This is a genomic window from Janthinobacterium sp. NKUCC06_STL, assembly GCF_019345455.1.
Classification (GTDB): Bacteria; Pseudomonadota; Gammaproteobacteria; order Burkholderiales; family Burkholderiaceae_D; genus Janthinobacterium; species Janthinobacterium rivuli.
The window spans coordinates 28293-47042 of the sequence record NZ_JAHKQY010000004.1 but is presented as its reverse complement, the minus strand read 5'-3'; the positions used below and the strand labels follow the sequence as shown (position 1 = coordinate 47042).

Annotated in this window: 13 protein-coding genes; 5 read left to right on the top strand and 8 right to left on the bottom strand. The window is 65.4% G+C overall.

Features of this window, described 5'->3' with window-relative positions; genetic code table 11:
- Nucleotide 1: 1 nt before the first annotated feature.
- Nucleotides 2-157: a hypothetical protein gene (locus KO539_RS15845; RefSeq protein ID WP_219310516.1), complete on the bottom strand. Its 156-nt coding sequence runs from the start codon at nucleotides 155-157 to the stop codon at nucleotides 2-4.
- Here KO539_RS15845 and KO539_RS15840 point away from each other — a divergent pair.
- Nucleotides 156-1328 carry a hypothetical protein gene (locus KO539_RS15840; RefSeq protein ID WP_219310515.1) on the top strand — a complete coding sequence of 391 codons (1173 nt, stop codon included), beginning with the start codon at nucleotides 156-158 and terminating at the stop codon, nucleotides 1326-1328. The two genes, KO539_RS15845 and KO539_RS15840, sit on opposite strands and share 2 nt — an antisense overlap.
- 125 nt (nucleotides 1329-1453) lie before the next feature.
- Nucleotides 1454-1672 carry a molybdopterin-binding protein gene (locus KO539_RS15835; protein WP_034757699.1) on the top strand — a complete coding sequence of 73 codons (219 nt, stop codon included), beginning with the start codon at nucleotides 1454-1456 and terminating at the stop codon, nucleotides 1670-1672.
- A 21-nt stretch (nucleotides 1673-1693) separates the two neighbouring features.
- On the opposite strand, the gene KO539_RS15830 is transcribed toward KO539_RS15835, so the two are convergent.
- On the bottom strand, nucleotides 1694-2443 hold the full coding sequence (locus tag KO539_RS15830) for a LytTR family DNA-binding domain-containing protein (protein WP_219310514.1): 750 nt from the start codon (nucleotides 2441-2443) through the stop codon (nucleotides 1694-1696).
- Nucleotides 2440-3684, bottom strand: a complete 1245-nt coding sequence (locus KO539_RS15825) for a sensor histidine kinase (RefSeq protein ID WP_219310513.1) — start codon at nucleotides 3682-3684, stop codon at nucleotides 2440-2442. The genes KO539_RS15830 and KO539_RS15825 overlap by 4 nt, the downstream gene beginning before the upstream one ends.
- 416 nt (nucleotides 3685-4100) lie before the next feature.
- Here KO539_RS15825 and KO539_RS15820 point away from each other — a divergent pair, with 416 nt between their 5' ends.
- Nucleotides 4101-4979, top strand: coding sequence for a serine hydrolase (locus KO539_RS15820; RefSeq protein ID WP_035826880.1), 879 nt, complete (start codon nucleotides 4101-4103; stop codon nucleotides 4977-4979).
- Here the strand turns inward: KO539_RS15820 and KO539_RS15815 are convergent, their stop codons facing one another.
- Nucleotides 4980-5912, bottom strand: coding sequence for a DMT family transporter (locus tag KO539_RS15815; RefSeq protein ID WP_219310512.1), 933 nt, complete (start codon nucleotides 5910-5912; stop codon nucleotides 4980-4982).
- A 109-nt stretch (nucleotides 5913-6021) separates the two neighbouring features.
- Here KO539_RS15815 and KO539_RS15810 point away from each other — a divergent pair, with 109 nt between their 5' ends.
- Nucleotides 6022-6921 carry a LysR family transcriptional regulator gene (locus tag KO539_RS15810; RefSeq protein WP_219310511.1) on the top strand — a complete coding sequence of 300 codons (900 nt, stop codon included), beginning with the start codon at nucleotides 6022-6024 and terminating at the stop codon, nucleotides 6919-6921.
- A 6-nt stretch (nucleotides 6922-6927) separates the two neighbouring features.
- Here the strand turns inward: KO539_RS15810 and KO539_RS15805 are convergent, their stop codons facing one another.
- Nucleotides 6928-8847: a methyl-accepting chemotaxis protein gene (locus tag KO539_RS15805; RefSeq protein ID WP_219310510.1), complete on the bottom strand. Its 1920-nt coding sequence runs from the start codon at nucleotides 8845-8847 to the stop codon at nucleotides 6928-6930.
- A 199-nt stretch (nucleotides 8848-9046) separates the two neighbouring features.
- On the opposite strand from KO539_RS15805, the gene KO539_RS15800 reads away from it, so the two are divergent.
- Nucleotides 9047-9709: a thiol:disulfide interchange protein DsbA/DsbL gene (locus KO539_RS15800; RefSeq protein WP_219310509.1), complete on the top strand. Its 663-nt coding sequence runs from the start codon at nucleotides 9047-9049 to the stop codon at nucleotides 9707-9709.
- 1 nt (nucleotide 9710) lies between these two features.
- Here KO539_RS15800 and recD read toward each other — a convergent pair whose 3' ends face one another.
- The 3 genes from recD to recC are packed head-to-tail and all read right to left on the bottom strand — an operon-like array spanning nucleotide 9711 to nucleotide 18750.
- A complete protein-coding gene (recD, locus tag KO539_RS15795) occupies nucleotides 9711-11669 on the bottom strand; it encodes an exodeoxyribonuclease V subunit alpha (protein WP_219310508.1) in 1959 nt (652 codons plus the stop codon).
- Nucleotides 11666-15334, bottom strand: a complete 3669-nt coding sequence (gene recB / locus KO539_RS15790; protein WP_219310507.1) for an exodeoxyribonuclease V subunit beta — start codon at nucleotides 15332-15334, stop codon at nucleotides 11666-11668. Before recB ends, recD begins: the two co-directional genes overlap by 4 nt.
- On the bottom strand, nucleotides 15331-18750 hold the full coding sequence (gene recC, locus KO539_RS15785) for an exodeoxyribonuclease V subunit gamma (RefSeq protein WP_219310506.1): 3420 nt from the start codon (nucleotides 18748-18750) through the stop codon (nucleotides 15331-15333). The genes recB and recC overlap by 4 nt, the downstream gene beginning before the upstream one ends.

Sequence of the window (18750 nt, the reverse complement as noted above, 5' to 3'; positions counted from 1 at the left end):
CCTACCTGTAAAAAAAACGGCAAACCGATTCCGCATCCTTCACTTGAAGGATGCGCGGCAACGCTCCGGCACGCACCATGGCATCGACGGCTGCCGCCATGCGCATGCCATCGCCAGTGTTTTCCGCAACTTCGTCCTCATCAAGGAGCAGCATCATGCCTTCAATCGATACCGGTCGCAGCACTCTCCATTTGGTCCACGCAAGCAACAAGCCCTTGCGCATGGCCGCGAGCGCCTCCCTCCTGCTGGCGCTGTCCGGCTGCGCCAACCTGCACACCATCAACCGCACGACGGAACTGCCGGGCAATGGCAAGGCCATCCATCTGGACGCCCCCCAGCGCCTCGTGTACTCCAATGCCAAAGGACATACCTGTGCGGAGCCAACGCCGGATGCCCTGCAAGCCTATATTTCGTCCGCCGGCGCCGGCGTTAACAGTGGCCAGAACGCCGCCTCCATTTCAACCGCCCTGAGCGCCAATGCCGCCAGCGTCGGCTTGCATTCGCAATCGATCACCCTGATGCGCGAACATCTGTTCCGTATCTGCGAATACGCGCAAAACAAGTCGATCAACCCTGCCGACACCATGCTGCTGATGGAACGCTCGCAAGACCTGACAATGGGCGTGCTCGCCATCGAACAGCTAACGGGTGCGGTCGTGGCGCGCCAGCCGGCATTGACGGGACAAGGCCAGTCCACCGCATCGGCCGGCGTCCTGGCAACCCAGGCGCAGCTCGACAAGGAGGAGGAACGCCTCGCCGAGCGCGAAGGCGACCTCGACGATGTCCGCGATGCGCGCATTGCCCAAGCCAGCGCAAACGAGCAGGCACAACAGGCTCTGCGGGACGCAGCCAAGGCAGATCCCAAAAAAACAGCGACCGAAATTAAGACCTTGCAGGATGCGGCAAGTTCCGCACAGCTGAAATTGAGCCAGCTCGATGCGCGTCTGGCCGCCGCCCAGCAGGCCGTCGACAAGGCCGCAAGCGAAAGAGATACCCTGGAGAAAAAGCTCGATGTGGCGTTGGCCGACAGCAGCGCATCGGCAGCGGGAAAGGCACAGTTCAGCGGCGGCCGAGGCCGCAGCAATGTGTCGCCCGACACGGCGCGCCATCTGGCCAGGGCCAGCGTCGAGATTGTGAAAGCCGTGCTCGAGAAAGGTCACATGACCGACAACTGCATCAATTTCATGAGTGCCATACGAGAACAGCAGCCGGAGCGCAGCGACGCGCCGATTCAGGCCATGACGGCGCTGTGCGCAAAGGTATTCGAGGCAGCCATCAAAAAAAACCTGGAGAACCCGGATCAAAAAACACTGATGATGACCGAATGAAAACAGCGTGCATCGGAACACTTTCGTATATCGATATGCGCATCGATTCGTGGTCAAAACTCCGCACGCGCCGTACTCTGGCCTTGTCGCGCCGCATGGCGTATTACGGGCATAAAGGAAATATCATGGCTATCTCGGAAGTGAATGTACGCAACCAGTTTCGCGGCAAGATCAAGGAAATCATCTTCGGCCCCGTGGTCTCGGAAGTGGACGTGGAAACGCCGCACGGCATCGTCACCTCGGTCATCACCTCGCGCTCGATCAAGGACCTGGACCTGAAAGTGGGCAGCGAAGTCATCGCGCTGGTGAAATCGACGGAAGTGTCGATCGCCAAGATCCAGTAAGCGCGCGGTTTGCCTTGCACGCTAATCGCGGAACAAATACGTAAACGTGCGGCTGACGGGCAGTTTTTCCGTGCTGCCGCGCAGCAACACCTGCATGCGCTCGGCATCGATGCGTTCGGCCGCTTCGATGGCTTTCACGTTGACCATGGTGCCACGGTGGATTTGCCAGAACTGTTCCGGATCGAGGCCGCCCAATAAATCCTTGAGCGGCGTGCGCACCAGCGCTTCCGAGCCGGCCAGCACCACGCGCGTGTACTTGGTGTCGGCCTGGAAGAACAGCACATCGTTGATGTCGATCAAACGGATCTGCTTGCCCACGCTGGCCCTGATCCATTTCAGCTTTTCGCGCGGCGGCGCTGGCAAGGCGGCGCGCAGCGATTGCAATAAATTGGCCATATCGGCCGGCTGGGCACCGAGCTTGTCGCGCAGCCGGGCCAGCGCCCGCTGCAAGCGTTCGGCCTGCACGGGCTTCAACAAATAATCGACGGCGCCCGCGTCAAAGGCATCGACGGCATACTGGTCATACGCGGTGACAAACACCACGTGCGCCCGGGTGCCGATGCGCTCGGCCACTTCCAGGCCCGACAGACCCGGCATGCGGATGTCGAGGAAGACCACGTCCGGCTCATGCTCGAGAAAACCATCCCAGGCATCGTTGCCGTTTTCCGCCACCAGCACGATGCGCGCCTCGGGCCAGGCCAGCGCCAGCATCGTTTGCAGGCGTTCGCGCATCAGGGGCTCGTCTTCGGCGATCAGGATGGTGGTGTTCATGCGGCAAGTTCCTTGGTAGTCATCGGCAATACGATCTCAGCGAGCACGCCCTCCTCCTCGCCGTTTTGCACGTGCAGGGTGGCAGCGGCCGCGGCCAGCTGCAGCCGGCGGCGCACATTTTCCAGGCCCAGGCCGCCTCCGGGCGCACTCGCGGCGCCCAGGCCCACACCGGTATCCTGCACGCGCAAGCGCATGGCGCCGTCCGCATCGAGCAGGGCCGAGACGACGATCTCGCCACCCCGCAGCGATGGCTCGATGCCATGCTTGATGGCGTTTTCCACCAGGGTCAGCAAGATCATGCTGGGCACCTGTATCTGCGCCAGGCCGGGCGACAAGTCCAGCCGGAAGGACAGGCGCGCGCCCATGCGTACCTGCATAACCTGCAGATACGCTTGCACCACGTCAAATTCCGTTTGCAAGGGCACCTGGTCGGCGCGCATCTCGGCCAGGCTGGCGCGCAAGAAGGCGATCAGGTTGGCCGTCAGCGCGGCCGCCTGCGCCGCCCCGCTGGCGCCCTGCTCGGCCAGCTGCTGCACGGCGCCCAGGGTGTTGAACAGGAAATGCGGTTCGATCTGCGCACGCAGCAAACGCAGCTGCGATTCGCTCAGCTCGCGCGCCAGACGGTCGCGCTCGGCATCCTGCTGCAGCTGCAGGGCCAGCGCTTCGTACTGGCGGTTGCGCCACAGAACAACGATGGTCATCGGCACCATGTAGACCAGCCCGGCAGTGAGCGCGGCCCAGCCGCCCACGCGCGCGCCGCGCTCAATGGCCACGCCGATGGAACCATGACCTTCCAGCATGGCGCGCAGCACACCGATCGCCACACCGCCCAGGGCCGGCACCAGCAGTAGCAACAGCAGCGTCTTGAACTTCTTTTGCGCCAGCTTGCGGTAATTGAACCAGACCCCCAGCACGCCCCAGGCCATCGCCAGGCCAAGCACATTGCTGAGCACCACGGCCTTGGTCCAGCCCACCTTGTCGGGCAGCAGCAGATGCAGCACGACGCCGATGATGCTGAACAACAGCACCAGCCTGGCCGCCGCCAGGTAAAAGCCGGCGCCCCGGTACTTGAGCATGAAGGCGTGGAATTGCTGGCGCTCGATCGGCGTCAAAGTCACGAGCCGCAACGCCACCCAGCGCCGCCAGCCCTGCGGGACCTGGGCCGCCGTGTCCGGATGCGCAAGCACCCTGAGGGTTTCATCGTCGTAACAGCGATACCATCCGGCAAATTTTTTCCACATGCTGCGTTCTCCTTGTCGTGTCAATCAGGCATGAACGCAGTCTACGGCGCCCCTGTTGCAGGGCATAGCGTGGGGCGACGAAGCACGAAGCGGCAGGCATCAACGACGAAGCGCACGGCGCCTGCCGGATTCGCGCTGCCAATATTGCTGAAATAATACGAAGTTTCCAAGACGAAATCAATAATCGCGCAACAATTTTCACTACGGCAAGATTAGCCCCATTTATTTGCCAAATTGGCCGCAACGCCGCTTGTCATGGGCTTATACCGTAGACATCGCTTGATCTTTAATGGTATTGTTTAAGCTTGGCAAATATTGCCTCCGAGATACACGCCGCGTCCCCGCACGGCCCGTTTCCGGATTTGCGCGCAGCGCCCACGATGGCGCCCCAAAACTGCTTTCCCACATACAATCCCATGCTCAAAAAAATGTTCGCCGCGGTGCTGATGACGCTTTCGACAGCGGCCATCGCCGTGCCCTTCGGTTCCCAGTCGATCCTGGTGGTCGAAGACGGCACAGGCAAAGTCTTGCTTGAAAAAAATTCCAACGTGGTGGTACCCATCGCCTCGCTGACCAAACTCATGACGGCCATGGTCGTGCTCGATTCCAAGGCGAATATGCAGGAAGAGATCAGCATCGACCGTGAAGACGTTGACACCTTGAAGCACAGCACGTCGCGCGTACCCGTGGGCGCCACCCTGAGCCGCCACGACGTGTTGCAACTGGCGCTGATGTCGTCCGACAACCGTGCCGCCGCCTCGCTGGCGCGCACCTTCCCCGGCGGCCCGACGGCGTTTGCCGTGGCCGTCAACGCCAAGATCAAGGCCCTGGGCATGCGCCAGACCGTGATCGAAGAGCCGACGGGCTTGTCGCCGAACAACCAGTCGACGGCGGCCGACCTCGTCAAGATGGCCGTGGCCGCCTCGCGCTACCCGGAAATCAGCCGCATCACGACGGATTCGAAGGACGTGATCCAGATCAAGGGCCGCGACGTGGAATACCACAACACGAACCGCCTGGTGGGCGCCAAGGGCTGGGATATCGGCCTGTCGAAGACGGGCTACACGAATGAAGCGGGCCGCTGCCTGATCATGCGCATCAAGTCGGCCGGCAAGTTCGCCACCATGATCCTGCTCAACGCGCGCGCCAATTCCGTGCGCGCCATGGACGCCGTCAACATCCGCCGCATGCTGGCGGCCGAGAACGGCATCGAAGAGCCGAAAGTGATGCGCGCCTCGGTCAGCCGGCACAAGAAGGCGCCGGCGAAACCGTCGAAGCGCCGCCGCGCCAAATAACTATTTCGCTTGCCGGTTGGTCATGATGACGCCGGCTATCGTCACCGCGCCGCCCACCAGCATCGAAACCAGCACGGGTTCGCCCAGCAGCGCTGCCGCCAGCACGATGCCGAACACGGGCACGAGGTTGTTGAACACGGCCGTGCGCGACGGGCCCAGCGCTTTCACGCCCTCGTAATACCAGACAAAGCCGATCACCGTGCCGAACACGCCCAGGTAGCCGATGGCGGCCCACACTTGCCAGCCAAAGCTGTGCCATGGCACGGTGGGGAATTCCACGGCCGCGCCTACCAGCAAAAAGGCCAGGCCCCACATCGACGCATACGTGGTGGCGGCGATCGGGCTCAAGCCCTTCAGCGCGACCCGGCCGATCAGGGTGTAGGCGGCCCAGCTGGAAATGCCGCAAAACATGAACACCTCGCCCATGCCGATGCCGCCGCCATTCCCGTGCAGCACGCCGGCCAGGTCGCCGCGCGTGATGACGATGGCCGTACCGCAAAACGCCAGCATGATGCCCAGCCACTTGAAGGAACCGAGCCGTTCGCGGAACAGGAAGGCCGAGGCCAGCGCCGTGACGATGGGGTTCAGGGCCACGAACAGGGCCGTGCGTCCGGCCGGCATGCGCGACAGGGCCGCCAGGAAACACAGGTTGTACAGAAAGATGCCCGTCAGGCCCAGCGCGGCCGTCGTCATCAGCTGCTTGCGGTCCAGGCGCGGCAAACCGCCTTCCAGTTTCCACGCCAGCACCAGCAGCAAGAGCACGGCCACGCCGAAGCGCCCGCTGGCCGCCGTCATCGGTGGCATCTGCTGCGCCAGCACGCGGCCCGCGATAAAGGTACCGCCCCAGAACAGGGCGACGAAAATCAGTTTGAGGTAAACGAGCGGCGATTGCACGGAAGGCAAGGCGGCGGAAGGGATGGCGGTAGTGCGCATGGAAAGTCCTATGATATCGCTTGTACAGCGGACGCTGTAGATATATATTAATACTAATATCAACTCATGAAATAATGAGCAAATACTCATAGCACAGGAAAGCCACAGCATGACCTTCACGCAACTGGAAATTTTTACCCTGGTGGCCGAACTGCACGGCTTTTCCGCCGCCGCCGCGCAGCTGGGCATCAGCCAGTCGGCCGTCTCGCATGCCTTGAAAGCGCTGGAAAAGGAGATGGGCGTGGACCTGATCGTGCGCCACCAGGCCTCGGCCGAACTGACCGATGTGGGCCGCCAGCTGCTCGTGCGTGCGCGCGAAATCCTCGGTTTGTCGGAAGCCATGCGCCAGGAAGCGGCCGACGTGCTGGGCCAGCGCCAGGGCACCCTGCGCATCGGCTCCTTCGGCCCGACGTCGTCGCTGAATCTGCTGCCTGCCATCACGGCGCAATTCCGTCTGCGCTATCCGGGCATCGACCTGCGCATCGACGAAGGCGCCGACCATGAAGTGGTGCAGTGGATACGCGAACGCAGGGTCGATGTCGGCTTTGTCGTGCTGCCCGACGAGCGTTTCGATACGGCGCCGCTGGTGGAAGACCAGATGATGGCGCTGGTGCCGCGCAGCCATCCGCTGGCCAGCGAAACGGCCATCACCCTGGCGCAGCTGTGCGAAGGGCCGTTCATCATGTCCGAGGCGGGCTGCGCCTGCCTGATCGAACCGCTGTTCGCCAACGCGGGCCTGCAGCCGAACGTGCCCTACCGCATCAGCCAGGTGATCACCATCCTCGATATGGTCAGCCGCGGCGACGGCCTGTCCATCGTCGCCGAACTGGCCCTGCCGCAGCGCCTGCGCGAGCAGTATCCGGAGCTGGTCGCCCTGCCCTTGAATCCGCCCGTCAGCCGCAAGGTGGGCCTGGCCGTGCGCGACCGGCGCCAGAATACGCCGGCCACCAATGCCTTTTTCGAGGTGGCGAAACAGATGGCGCCGACCCTGGCGCCACGGCGCGCCTAGCCGCGCTTAAAACGTCTCCCACTCCTCGCCGCGCTCCGGCTTGACGGCAGCCGTCCTTGCCGGACTGCTGGCGAGGCGCGGCGCGGCAGGTGCGCGCAGCACCGGTTTGACAGGCGCCGGCGCCTGCCCCTCATCGAGCTTGAACACGCCCACCACCTGCGCCAGGGTACTGGCCTGGTCTTGCAGGCTTTCGGCCGCGGCGGCCGCCTCTTCCACCAGGGCCGCGTTCTGCTGCGTCACCTGGTCCATCTGCGCAATCGCCTGGTTCACCTGCTCGATGCCCGAGCTTTGCTCGGCGCTGGCGGCCGTGATCTCGCCCATGATGTCGGTGACGCGGCGCACGCTGTCGACGATTTCCTGCATCGTCGCGCCGGCCTCGTCGACGAGGCGCGCACCCGAGTCCACCTTGCCCACCGAATCGTCGATCAGCAGCTTGATTTCCTTCGCTGCGCCAGCGGAGCGTTGCGCCAGGCTGCGCACCTCTGTTGCCACCACGGCAAAGCCGCGTCCCTGCTCGCCCGCGCGCGCCGCTTCCACGGCCGCATTGAGCGCGAGGATATTCGTCTGGAAGGCGATGCCGTCGATGACGCTGATGATGTCGACGATCTTTTTCGACGAATCATTGATCGAGGCCATGGTATCGACCACCTGCGCCACCACTTGCCCGCCCTTGCTGGCCACGCCGGACGCCGATTGCGCCATCTGATTCGCCTGGCGCGCATTGTCGGCGTTCTGTTTGACGGTGCTGGTCAGCTCCTCCATCGAGGCGGCCGTTTCTTCCAGCGAGCTGGCTTGCTGTTCCGTGCGCGACGACAGGTCCTGGTTGCCGGCGGCGATTTCCGACGACGAGACTTTCACCGATTCGCTGGCCGAGCGGATTTTCACGAGCACGGCGGCGATCTTGTCGATGAAGCGGTTGAAGGCGCCGGCGATCTGCGCCAGTTCATCCACGCCGGAAGCGTCGAGGCGGCGAGTCAGGTCGCCTTCGCCCGAGGCGATGTCGTCGAGCGCATCGCGCACCAGTTCCAGGCGCTTGAGCATCCTGAACACCAGCAGCGACAGCAGCAGCGCCGCCAGGCCTGTCAGCAACGCGGCCGTGACGGTGGCCGTCGTCAGCATCGTCTGCAAAGCTTGCATGGCTTCCTGCTGGTCCAGCACCACGGCCAGCAGCCAGTCGGTGCCCGCCACGCGCGTGACGTACAGCTTGCCGTCGCGCTCATTCAGTCGCACGGCCTCGCTGGTGCGCGCGCTTTCCAGGCGGTTGACCTGCGCGGCCGACAGCGCCGCATCGAGTTTCGCCACCGGCTGCAGGCTCAGGTCCTTGTTCGCATGGGCGATGATGGTGCCGCTCTGGTCGACGAGGAAGGCAAAGCTGTGCGGCGTCGGCTTGATTGCCACCACGTTGGCGATCACCGTATCGAGCAGCACGTCCGCGCCCGCCACGCCGACCAATGTCTCTTTCGGTCCGACGGGCGCCGTGAACGACACCACGAGTTTGTGGCTGGCCGCGTCCACGTACGGCGGCGTGAGCATCGGCACGCCCGCCTTGACGGTGTCCGTGTACCAGGCGCGCGCCGTGGGATCGAAATCGGCCGGGCGCCCCGGATGGGTAAACACGGAGCGCTTGTCCGCGTAGCCGATGAACACTTCCGCGAAATCGCCGGCCTTTTCCGCGATCTGGAAGGCGCGCAGCGGATCGGGCGTCTCGGCCGACATGACGACGGACGCCATGACCTTTTTCTTGCCATCGACCCATTGCGCCAGCACGGCCGACTGGCTGTGCAGCAGCTGCTGCATCTGCTGGTCCGACGACGCCAGCATGCTGCTGCGCGTGGTGACGTAATTGGCGACCGACAGGGCCAGCATGGACAATACGACGATGGCCACGCAAATGAGCACCAGACGCGTACGCAACGATGAAAACATGGTGTACTCCCTTGTAGTGATTTTTATGGTGTGAAGCAGCAGCCTTGCCACGCACACTTCACTAGCATTCTCACACAAAAATCGGAACATTATCATTCAATATTTGGAATAATAAACGTTTATTACATCAAAGCAACACCATCAACCGTTGACGCTCTACAACGATTGCCTCATAGTCAATCTTTTCAAAGGAGCCGCCATGCGTTTGCACCACCTCATCCTGGCCTGCGCCAGCTTCGCCGCCGCCAGCGCCTTCGCCTCGCCGCAAGCACCCGTGCAGGGCGCCGACTACCTGGTGCTGGCCACGCCGCAGCCCGTGCAAACGGCGCCGGGCAAAGTGGAAGTGATCGAATTTTTCATGTACCACTGCCCTGCCTGCAACGCGCTGGAACCGAACCTGGCGCGCTGGGTCAAGGACAATGCCGCCACGGTGTCGTTCCGCCGCATCCATTTGCCGCACACGCCGGCAAATGATCCGGAAGCGCATCTGTTCCTGACCCTGGAGGCGTTGAAGAAGGAAGAAGCGCTGCACGCGCAAGTCATGCATACCTGGCATGTAGAACGCAAGCGCCTGGCCAGCGACAAGGATAACCTCGACTGGGCGCTGAAAAATGGCCTGGACAAGGCTGCCTTCGAAGGCGCCTACCAGTCGTTTGGCGTGCAAACCAGGCTGAAAAACCTGCCGCGACTGGCCGCCAGCTACCAGGTCGACAGCACGCCCACCCTGATCGTGGGCGGGCGCTATTTGACCAATCCGTCGATGGTGGCCGGCGCCAACCCGGCCTTGCCGCGCCAGGGCGTCGATCAGGCGACCCTGCAAGTGGTGCAGGCGCTGGTGGCCAAGGCGAAGCTGGCGAAGTAACTCAGCCGATCAAGCCGCGCAGCCCGCTGGCCCGCTGCGTGCGGCGCAGAATCGCGTCGAACAGCACGGCCTGCGTGGGCGAGACGAGGGTAAAGAAGTCGCGCGCGCGCGTGATGCCCGTGTAGACCAGTTCGCGCGCCAGCATGGCGCCACCTTCCTGCGGCAGCACCAGCACCGTGTGACGAAATTCCGAGCCCTGCGACTTGTGCACGGTCATGGCGAATGCCGTCTCCACATGGCGCAAACGCGTGGCCAGCACACTGCGCACGTTCTCGCCTTCCAGGAAGTACACGCGCAATGATCCCGGCCGCGCCGGGTCGCGCAAGGTCAGGCCGATGTCGCCATTGAACACGCCCGTGCCGTAGTCGTTACGCGTGACCATCACGGGACGCCCCACATACCATTCGCTGCGGCGTATCAAGCCTTCCTTTTCCAGCCGCAGCTCGATGGCCGTGTTCAGGCCGGCCACGCCCCATTCTCCCTCGCGCACGGCGCACAGGATGCGGAATGCTTCAAACGCGTGCAGCACGGCGCGCACCCAGTCGTCATGCTGCGCGTACGCGGCCTCGCCGGCATTCACCAGTTGCAGATACGGCTGATACCCGCCCGGCGCGTCAAGCCGTCCGCGCAAGGCCAGGCGCAGCACGTCTTCCTGCTGCGCCAGCACCGTCCACGCCAGCTGGCCACCGCTGTCGCCGGCGAAGCAGGCCCTGGCCAGATCGGGCCTGCCGCCATTCACGGCCAGCGCCAGTTCGCCGATCGGGCCGCTGAAACGGTGGCTGTGGCGCAGCATCACCGTCTGCTGCGCCAGCGCGCCGGCCGCTCCCGCAAAGTCGGGCGGGATGGCCACGCCGCTGGCCGCCTGCGCATACGCGATGGTGGCGTCCGTATAGCCGCCCGCCTGCGCGTCATGACACAAGTCACCGAGCACGGCGCCCGCTTCCACGGACGCCAGTTGATCCTTGTCGCCCAGCAGGATCAGGATCGCCGTGGGCGGCAAGGCGTCAAGCACGGACGCCATCATTTCCAGATGCACCATCGACGCTTCATCGACGATCAGCACGTCGACGTCGAGCGGATTGCCCGCGTGATGGGCAAAGGCGCGCGTATCGGGCCGCGCGCCCAGCAAGCTATGCAGGGTGCGGGCCGCGCCCATGCGCCGCGCCAGTTCCAGCAAGGGCAGCGCTTCCCCGACCTTTTTCGCCAAGCCGCTCAAGGCCTTGTCGATCGACTGTTTTAAACGCGCGGCCGCCTTGCCCGTGGGCGCGGCCAGCGCGATGCGCAGCTGCTCCGGCTGCGGCGAGACGGCAAACAGCAAGGTGAGCAAACTGGCTACCGTGTACGTCTTGCCCGTCCCCGGCCCGCCTGTGATGATGGCCACCTTGCCGCGCAGGGCGATGGCGCACGCCACCTTTTGCCAGTCCGGGCCACCATCCTGCGTGGGCAGGTCGAACAGGATGTCGAGCCATTGCCGCACCTGCGCCAGCGGCGGATTCGTCAAATCCTGTGCGCGCGCGGCGATTTTTTCGCCCACCAGGCTCTCATCGCGCCAGTAGCGGCGCAAATACAGGCGGTCGCCATCGAGCACCAGCGGCTGTTTCACGTCGAGCGCACCCACCTGCCACACCTGCGGCGCGCCGGCCAGCAGCGCGCGCCAGCCAGCGACGCTGTCCGGCAGCGGACCGGAAACGGCCAGCACGCCATGCCACAATTCCTCGCTCCAGCCCAGCAACTGCGACGGTTCGCCAGACAGGTCAGCGAGCATCAGACAGCTATGCCCCCGCCCTTCCAGCTCGGACAGCACCACGCAGGCCACTGCCACGGCGGACGCATGCGGCGCCTGCTCGTCCAGACTGGCGATGAAGCGGGCAAAGGCGGCGCTCAGGCGGCGCAGATGGCCCGCTTCGGCGACGCCGTCTACATGGGTAAACAGGGCGTCCAGGGCCACGTCATGGTTCATGCTATTTCCACTTCTTCTGACAATAATTGATCGAGGCCGTCCAGCAGTTCCAGCTGCGGCGCCAGCCAGTAGCAGCCATGCGTGTCCGCATTCGCTATGCCGCGCAGGAACAGGAAGATGGCGCCGCCCAGGTGCTCGGCCGGGTCATACGCGTCGCCCATGCGGCTTTTCAGCAGCCGGTGCAGGGCCAGCATGTAGATGGCGCCCTGGATATCGTAGCGGTGCTGCGCCATGCCGGCCGCCAGTGCCTGCGTGTGGTAGGCGGCGTCGTTGGCGCCCAGCGCATTCGACTTGTAGTCGAGCACCCAGTAGCGGCCATCTTGTTCGATGACCAGGTCGGCAAAGCCTTTCAGCATGCCGTGCAGCTGGCGCCGCGGCAGCACGGGACGCGGCGCGCCATCGAGCAGCAAGCGCGTGCACAGCTGATCGAGCGCCCCCGTCGACAAATGCTCGCTGGGGAACCAGAACTCCATCTCGGACAGGGTGCTGTCCAACTGCGACAGCGAGGCATCGAGCAGCGGCAGCGGCGTGATGGCGATTTCCCTGAGCCAGGCGATGGCGTCTTCCTGGCGGTGGCCCCAGCCGGCCCGCTCGCAGCGCGCGGCCAGGCGGGTGTCAAAGTTTTCATCGTTGACGCAGTCAAAACCTTCGCCGCCCATCCATTCGAGCTGCTCGTGCAGGAAATTGCCGGGCACGGAACCGCGTGGAAAACGGTGCCACGGCGCGTCGCCCATGTGCAGCGGCGAGGCCACGGCCACCGCCGTGCCGTCTTCCAGCAAGGTTTCTTCCAGCGCCCGCTGCGGCACGTGCGCGGCCGTCACGGCGCCGATCTGGCGCGTCAGCGACGTGAAGCTGCCCACCGACCAGTCGCGCTCGAACTCGCCCACGAACACGGGCGCGGGCCGCAACGCGGGCCGCCGCTCGACGCGGTCCAGCACCGTGCAGGCATCGGGCTGCGCCAAAGAACCCACGTAGATGGCGTCGCAACTGCCCGCCACCTGCTGCCAGCGCAGCAGCAGCTGGTCGAACGGCAGCTTGTCGCCGCCCGTCAGCAGGTAGCCGAGCGCCGATTCGTGCAAGGTGTTCTCGCCCGCCTTGCGCGCCGCCTGGGCGGCCACGCCCAGCCACAGGAAGTGGCGCGCGCGCGTCAGCGCCACGTACAGCAGGCGCAAATCTTCCTCGATGCGCGCCTCTTCGACCTCCGCCATGGCCTCGTCGGACAGCGACAAGTCGAGGCGGCGTTCGCCATCCTCGCCCGCATACTCGAAGAAGCTGCGGTTGCGCTTGTCCACCTTGCGCGCCGTGACGGCGAACGGCAGATACACGAGCGGGTATTCGAGTCCTTTCGACTTGTGCACCGTGATGACTTTCACCAGCTCCGCATCGCTTTCCAGGCGCAGCACGCGCTCGTCGCCGCCCTCGCCTTCGCCGGCGATCTGCTCGGCCAGCCAGCGTATCAGCGCCTGCTCGCCATCGAGCTGGCGGCTGGCCGATTGCAGCAATTCGGCCAGATGCAGCAGATTCGTCAAGCGCCGCTCGCCGCCCGTCTGCTGCAGCAGCATGGCGGGCAACTGCAGTTCGTGGATGAAGCGGCGCAGCATGGCCAGCACGCCCTGGCGCTGCCAGATCACATGCAAGGCCTTCAGTTGCTCGACCCGGCGCTCCCATTCCAGCTCATCGCTCGACAGGCGCGCCAGTTCGCCCAGCGACAGGCCGATGGTGCGCGTGGCAAAGGCGGCGCGCGCCAGCCCCCCGTCGAGCGGGTTGGCCAGCGCCGCCAGCCAGCGCAGCACGTCTTGCGCTTCCTCGCTATCGACGACGGAATCCTTGTCGGACAGGTAGACGCTGGCGACCCGGCGGCGCGCCAGCGCGCGGCGGATGGCCGCCGCCTCCTTGCGGTCGCGCACGAGGATGGCGACATCGGCCGGCTGCAAGCGCACAAAACCATCGGGGCCATCGAAACCAGCTTGTGCATCGCCCAGCATGGCGACGATGTGTTCGGCGCAGTGCTGCGCGAAATACTCGCGGTAGCTGTCGCCGCGCAGCCCTTCATCGCTGGCGCAGGCGGCCAGCAGCGCCGGCAGCGGGCCGCTGGCGTTCACCAGGTGCTCGGCGCGGCCCTTGGCGTCGACGGCCTCGAACGGCAGCGGATTCTCGCCCCCTTGACGGTAGCGGAAGGCGCCAAGCGGCACCTCGTCGCGCTCGGCGTGCAGGAACAGCTGGTTGACGGCCGCCACCAGCGGCGCCGTGGAGCGGTAGTTGGTACCCAGCTGGTAGTGGCGCCCGGTTGTCGCGCGGCGCGCCGCCAGGTAGCTCTGAATGTCGGCGCCGCGAAAGCCGTAGATCGACTGTTTCGGGTCGCCGATCAGGAACAGGCCCAGGGCCGGATCGTTGTCGGCGATGCGGTACAGCAGGTTGAAAATCCGGTACTGGGCCGGCGCCGTATCCTGGAATTCATCGACCATGGCCAGCGGATACTGGTCGATGATGCGCTGGCGCAGTGCAGTGCCGTTCTCGCCAGCCAGCGCGTCGTGCAATCGCTGCAGCATGTCGGCAAAGCCGAACTGGCGCGACTGGCGCTTCAACTGATCCATGCGCCGCGCGATGGCCGCCGCCGCATGCAGGTGCAGCTTGTGCGCCAGCGGCGTGATACCCGCCAGGGCGATCCCCAGCGCCTCCGTATGCTCGAAGCATTCGGGCACCTGCGCCGTGAAACTCTTGGCAAACGCATCCTCGATACCGAACGGCGTCAATCTCTCCCACGCCTTGGCCGTGATGGCCGGCAGCAGCAAGAGCGGATCCTGCGCCCACTTGCGCAGGCCGTCGAACCACTTCGCCAGGTTCTCCGGCTTCATCTTGACGCCGTTAAAACACTTGGGATTGGCGGCGCGGTGGTCGTTGATCCACACGGCCATCTGCTCCACGCGCTCGACCCAGCCCGCCTTCAGGGTGGCCAGCTGGGCGGCCAGCGCCCGCTGTTCGCGCGCGATCAGCATGGATAACGGTTCTTCGTCCGCCATGCCCATGATGTCGGCGCGGCGCGCCAGCTCGCGCGCGCCCTTCTTCAGCGCCCTCACGTCGGGCCAGCAGGCCAGCAGCACGTCGAGCGCCTGCGGCGGCAAGGGATAGACTTGCTGGCGCCAGTAATCGTGGGCGGCATCCTCGAACAGCGCTTGCTCGTCGCTGACCAGTTCTTCGTCGAACAGGCTGCCGCTGTCGAACGCATGCTCGCGCAGCATGCGCTGGCACCACGCGTCGATGGTGAAAATGGCCGCTTCATCCATCGTCTCGGCAGCCAGCATCAGCCGGTGCGCGGCCTTTTGCCGTTCGCTCTCGTCCGGATAGGACTCGAGCAAGGCGTCGAGAAACGGGTCGCTGCCGCCAGACTCGTGGCGGAAATATGCGGCCGCCTCGATCAGGCGCTCGCGCACGCGGTTCGACAATTCGCGCGTGGCGGCGCGGGTAAACGTCATCACCAAAATGTCGGCCGGCAGCAGGGGACGGGTAAAAGCCGTGCCTTCGCCGCCGTGGCCCACGCCGTGACCAAGTACTAGCCGCACGTACAGCGCGGCGATGGTCCAGGTCTTGCCGGTGCCGGCGGACGCCTCGATCAGGCGCGAGCCGTGCAGCGGGAACGCCAGGGGGTTGAGCAGATGGCTCGTCATTGTTCTTCTCCCGCGCCATCATCGGGCGCGCTGATCGGGTCTATCGTGATGTGCTGCTGCAGCCAGTCGGCCAGCGGGCCATACAGCTCGCACGTGCAGTCTTCCCATGCTTCCTCCGCGGCCAGCGCGGAAAACTCGGGCCACAGGCGCGCCAGGCACAGTTCTTCGCGCTCGCCAGACAGTTCAAAACCGCCATCGTAGACGGCGCGCGGGTCGCCTTGCTGCACCAGCGCCAGGCCCGTCTTGCAGGCCGTCGGCAGCGGATGGTTCATGCCTTCGCGCCACAGCGCCAGCAAGGTGGCCAGCGCCTCGCGTGAGCTGGCCGGGTCGAGCGGCGCCATACTGACGATGGCGTCGCGCGCCACCAGATAGCCGGTGACGGGAAAGCCGAGGGCGGCGGCGGCCAGCTGGCGCAGCCACATCAGCATCAGCTTGTCGCCGCGCGCCAGGCCGCTCTTGTCCGTCACCTTCGAGGAAATCTGCATCAGCCAGGCCGTCTCCTGCCCGTTGCTGCACAATTTATCGAGCCAGTCGTCGATCTGCAGCTCACCGAAGGGCAAATTGATGGCGCGCTTGTCGGCCGCCAGCGGGAACGAGGCGCGCAAGGACAGCCACGCGCTGCGCACGGGCACCAGCGCCTCGACCAGCTGCGCCTGCACCTGCCGGCCGATCAGGCCGATGGGCAGCACGCCTTCGCGCGCCAGCTTTTTCGCGCGTACTTCCAGGCTGGCGCGCACGTCGTCCAAGGCTTCCACGGCGCCGCCGTCGTCGAGCATGGTGTCTTCCAGCAGATAGCGTTCGAGCGCATTCAGGCCGAACGGCTCTTCATCCTCGCCCAGCATGGCCGCGTCGGCAAAATACACGCTCAGGCGGCGGCGGAAAAAGTATTTGACGGGCTGGCGCAAAAAGCTGGCCAGTTCGCCCAGTTTCAAACGCGTACCGGGATCGAGCTCGTAAGGACCCAGCGGCAGCACGGCGGCCTGCGCATCGGCATCGGTATGCACCACGCGCCACTCGCGCGCATAGGTCAGCAAACCGTCGGCCTCGAAATAGCGGCGGCTGAACGGCTGCAGCGCATGCTCGGTCGTCAGCGAGACCAGGTGGCGGTCCAGCGACCAGCCGGCGGCCAGGTAATCGCGCAACTGCGACACGAGGACGGAAGGCGGCTGCTCGGAATTGTCGCGCACATTGCGCCCCACCCAGCTCACGTACAGCTTGTCGCGCGCGGCCAGCAAGGCTTCGAGCATCAGGTAGCGGTCATCGTCGCGGCGCGAGCGGTCGCCCGGGCGCGCCATGCCGGGCAATGCCAGCAAGTCGAAATCGGCCTTTTGCGCGCGGCGCGGGAAGTCGCCATCGTTCATGCCCAGCAGGCACACGACGCGGAATGGCACGGCGCGCATCGGCATCAGGGTGCAGAAGGTCACACCGCCGGAGACGAATTGATGGTTCAGGGTCGGCTCGTCCAGCGCACCCAGCCACGCCACGCGCAGCACGGACAGCGGCACCTGCTCGACAAATCCCGCGTGTTCGCAGGTTTCCAGCCAGCCCTGCAAAGCGCCTTCCAGCTGCGCCAGGGTCAGGCGGTCGCCTTCGTCGTCGGCATCAAAGAAGGCGGCCAGCAGTGCGCGCGCCTGCACGCCCCACTCGGCCGGCGTGCGCGCGCTGGCCAGCACGCCGCGCCAGTGCAGCAGCGCCTCGACCAGCTGCGCCAAAGAGCCCGCCAGCGCCGCATCGAGGCCGCCCACCTCCGCATACGGCTCGATGCCGCCAAAGCTGGCGCCACTGCCGCTGGCGTAGCCAAGCAGCATGCGCCGCACGCCGAAGATCCACGCATTCTGCTCGCCGGCAGCCCCCAATCCCAGGCCGGCGCGGTGTTGCTGGTCCAGGCCCCAGCGCACGCCCGCCCCTTCGATCCAGGCGCCCAGGGTGGCCAGGTCGTCCGGCTGCAGGCCAAAGCGGGTGGCCAGGGCCGGCACGTCGAGCAGGTCGCGCACTTCGCTCTGGCGGCAGCGCTGCTGCGGCAGCTGCAGCAGCCACTCGAGCGCGACGAGCAGCGGATTGACGCTGCGGTCCTTCACGTCGCCGATCTCGAACGGGATGAAACGCTCGTCGTTGCGCCGGTACTGGCCGAAGACGGCGTGGATGGCGGCCGTGAACGTGTCGATGTCGGGCACCATTACCACTACGTCGCGCGGGCGCAAGCCCGTCTCGGCGCTGTGTGCGAACATGGCCAGCAGCTGGTCGTGCAGCACTTCCACTTCGCGCTGCACGCTGTGCGCCACGTGAAATTCGATCGAGCGGTCGCCTGCCTCGGGCGGTGTCTGCTCGTGTTCGGCCAGCGGGCGCAGTTCGCGGATGGCCACCTGCACCTGCTGCAGCAAGGTCTCGCCCACCTCCTCGCCAAACAGGTCGATGCGCAGGCTGTCGTCGCGCCCTTCGGCTTGCGCGTGTTCGTCGAATTCGTCGAGCATGCGGATGAAATCGCGTCCTTGCCTGCCCCAGCTGGCCAGCAGCGGGTGGCTGTGCGCATGCAGTTCTTCCAGCGGAATCCCGGCCAGGTCGGTGCCGTTGCGCTGCCGCTGGCGTTTGTTTTGCGCGCGCAGCAAGTCGCGCCCGTCGATGATGTCGCCCCAGTAGAACTGGCACGGATTCGGCACGGCCAGCACCACCTGCGTGTGGCGCGCCAGCGCGGCCAGCGCCTGCAAGGTTTGATATGGCAAGGCCGACACGCCGAACAGCACCACCCGGCGCGGCAGCTTGCCGGCAGGCGCATCACCGGCGGCAATCGCCGCCAGAAAGGCGTCGTGGATGTCGGCGCGGCCCGTGTCGCGCTCGAAGGCCTCGACGTCGGCCGCCACGGCGCGCCACAACTGCGCCTGCCAGCGCTGGTCTTCCTTCAAGACGACCGCTTCGCCGCGCGCCGTGCGCAACTGGTCGCGCCCCGCCGCCCAGTCGGCCAGCCAGTCGGCGCGGTAGACCTGGTACTGGTCGAACAAGTCGGCCAGGCGCTCGGCCAGCTGCAGCCGGCGTTCGCTATCGCCATCGGCAAGGAAGTAGCGCAGCGGCTCAAACACCGGGTCGGCCAGCAGCGACGGCAACAGACGCATCAAGCGCCACGTCAGCGGGGATTTGTCGAACGGCGACACGCGCGGAACGCGCTCGCGCCCCAGCATGCCGCGGTAGCTTTCCCACAGCAGGCGCGCCGGCAGCGCGATGCGCGTGGCGGCGCACACACCCATCTCCTCGGCCAGGGCGATCTTCAGCCATTCGGCCACGCCGTTCGACTGCACCAGGAAAATATCCGTTTCCAGGGGTGCCAGCGGATGCTGGCGCAGCCACTGGAAGACGGCGGCGCGCAGCTGTTCCAGCTGGTTGCCATGCAGGATGAGGAGGCCGGGCGTGACGGGAGTATGCAT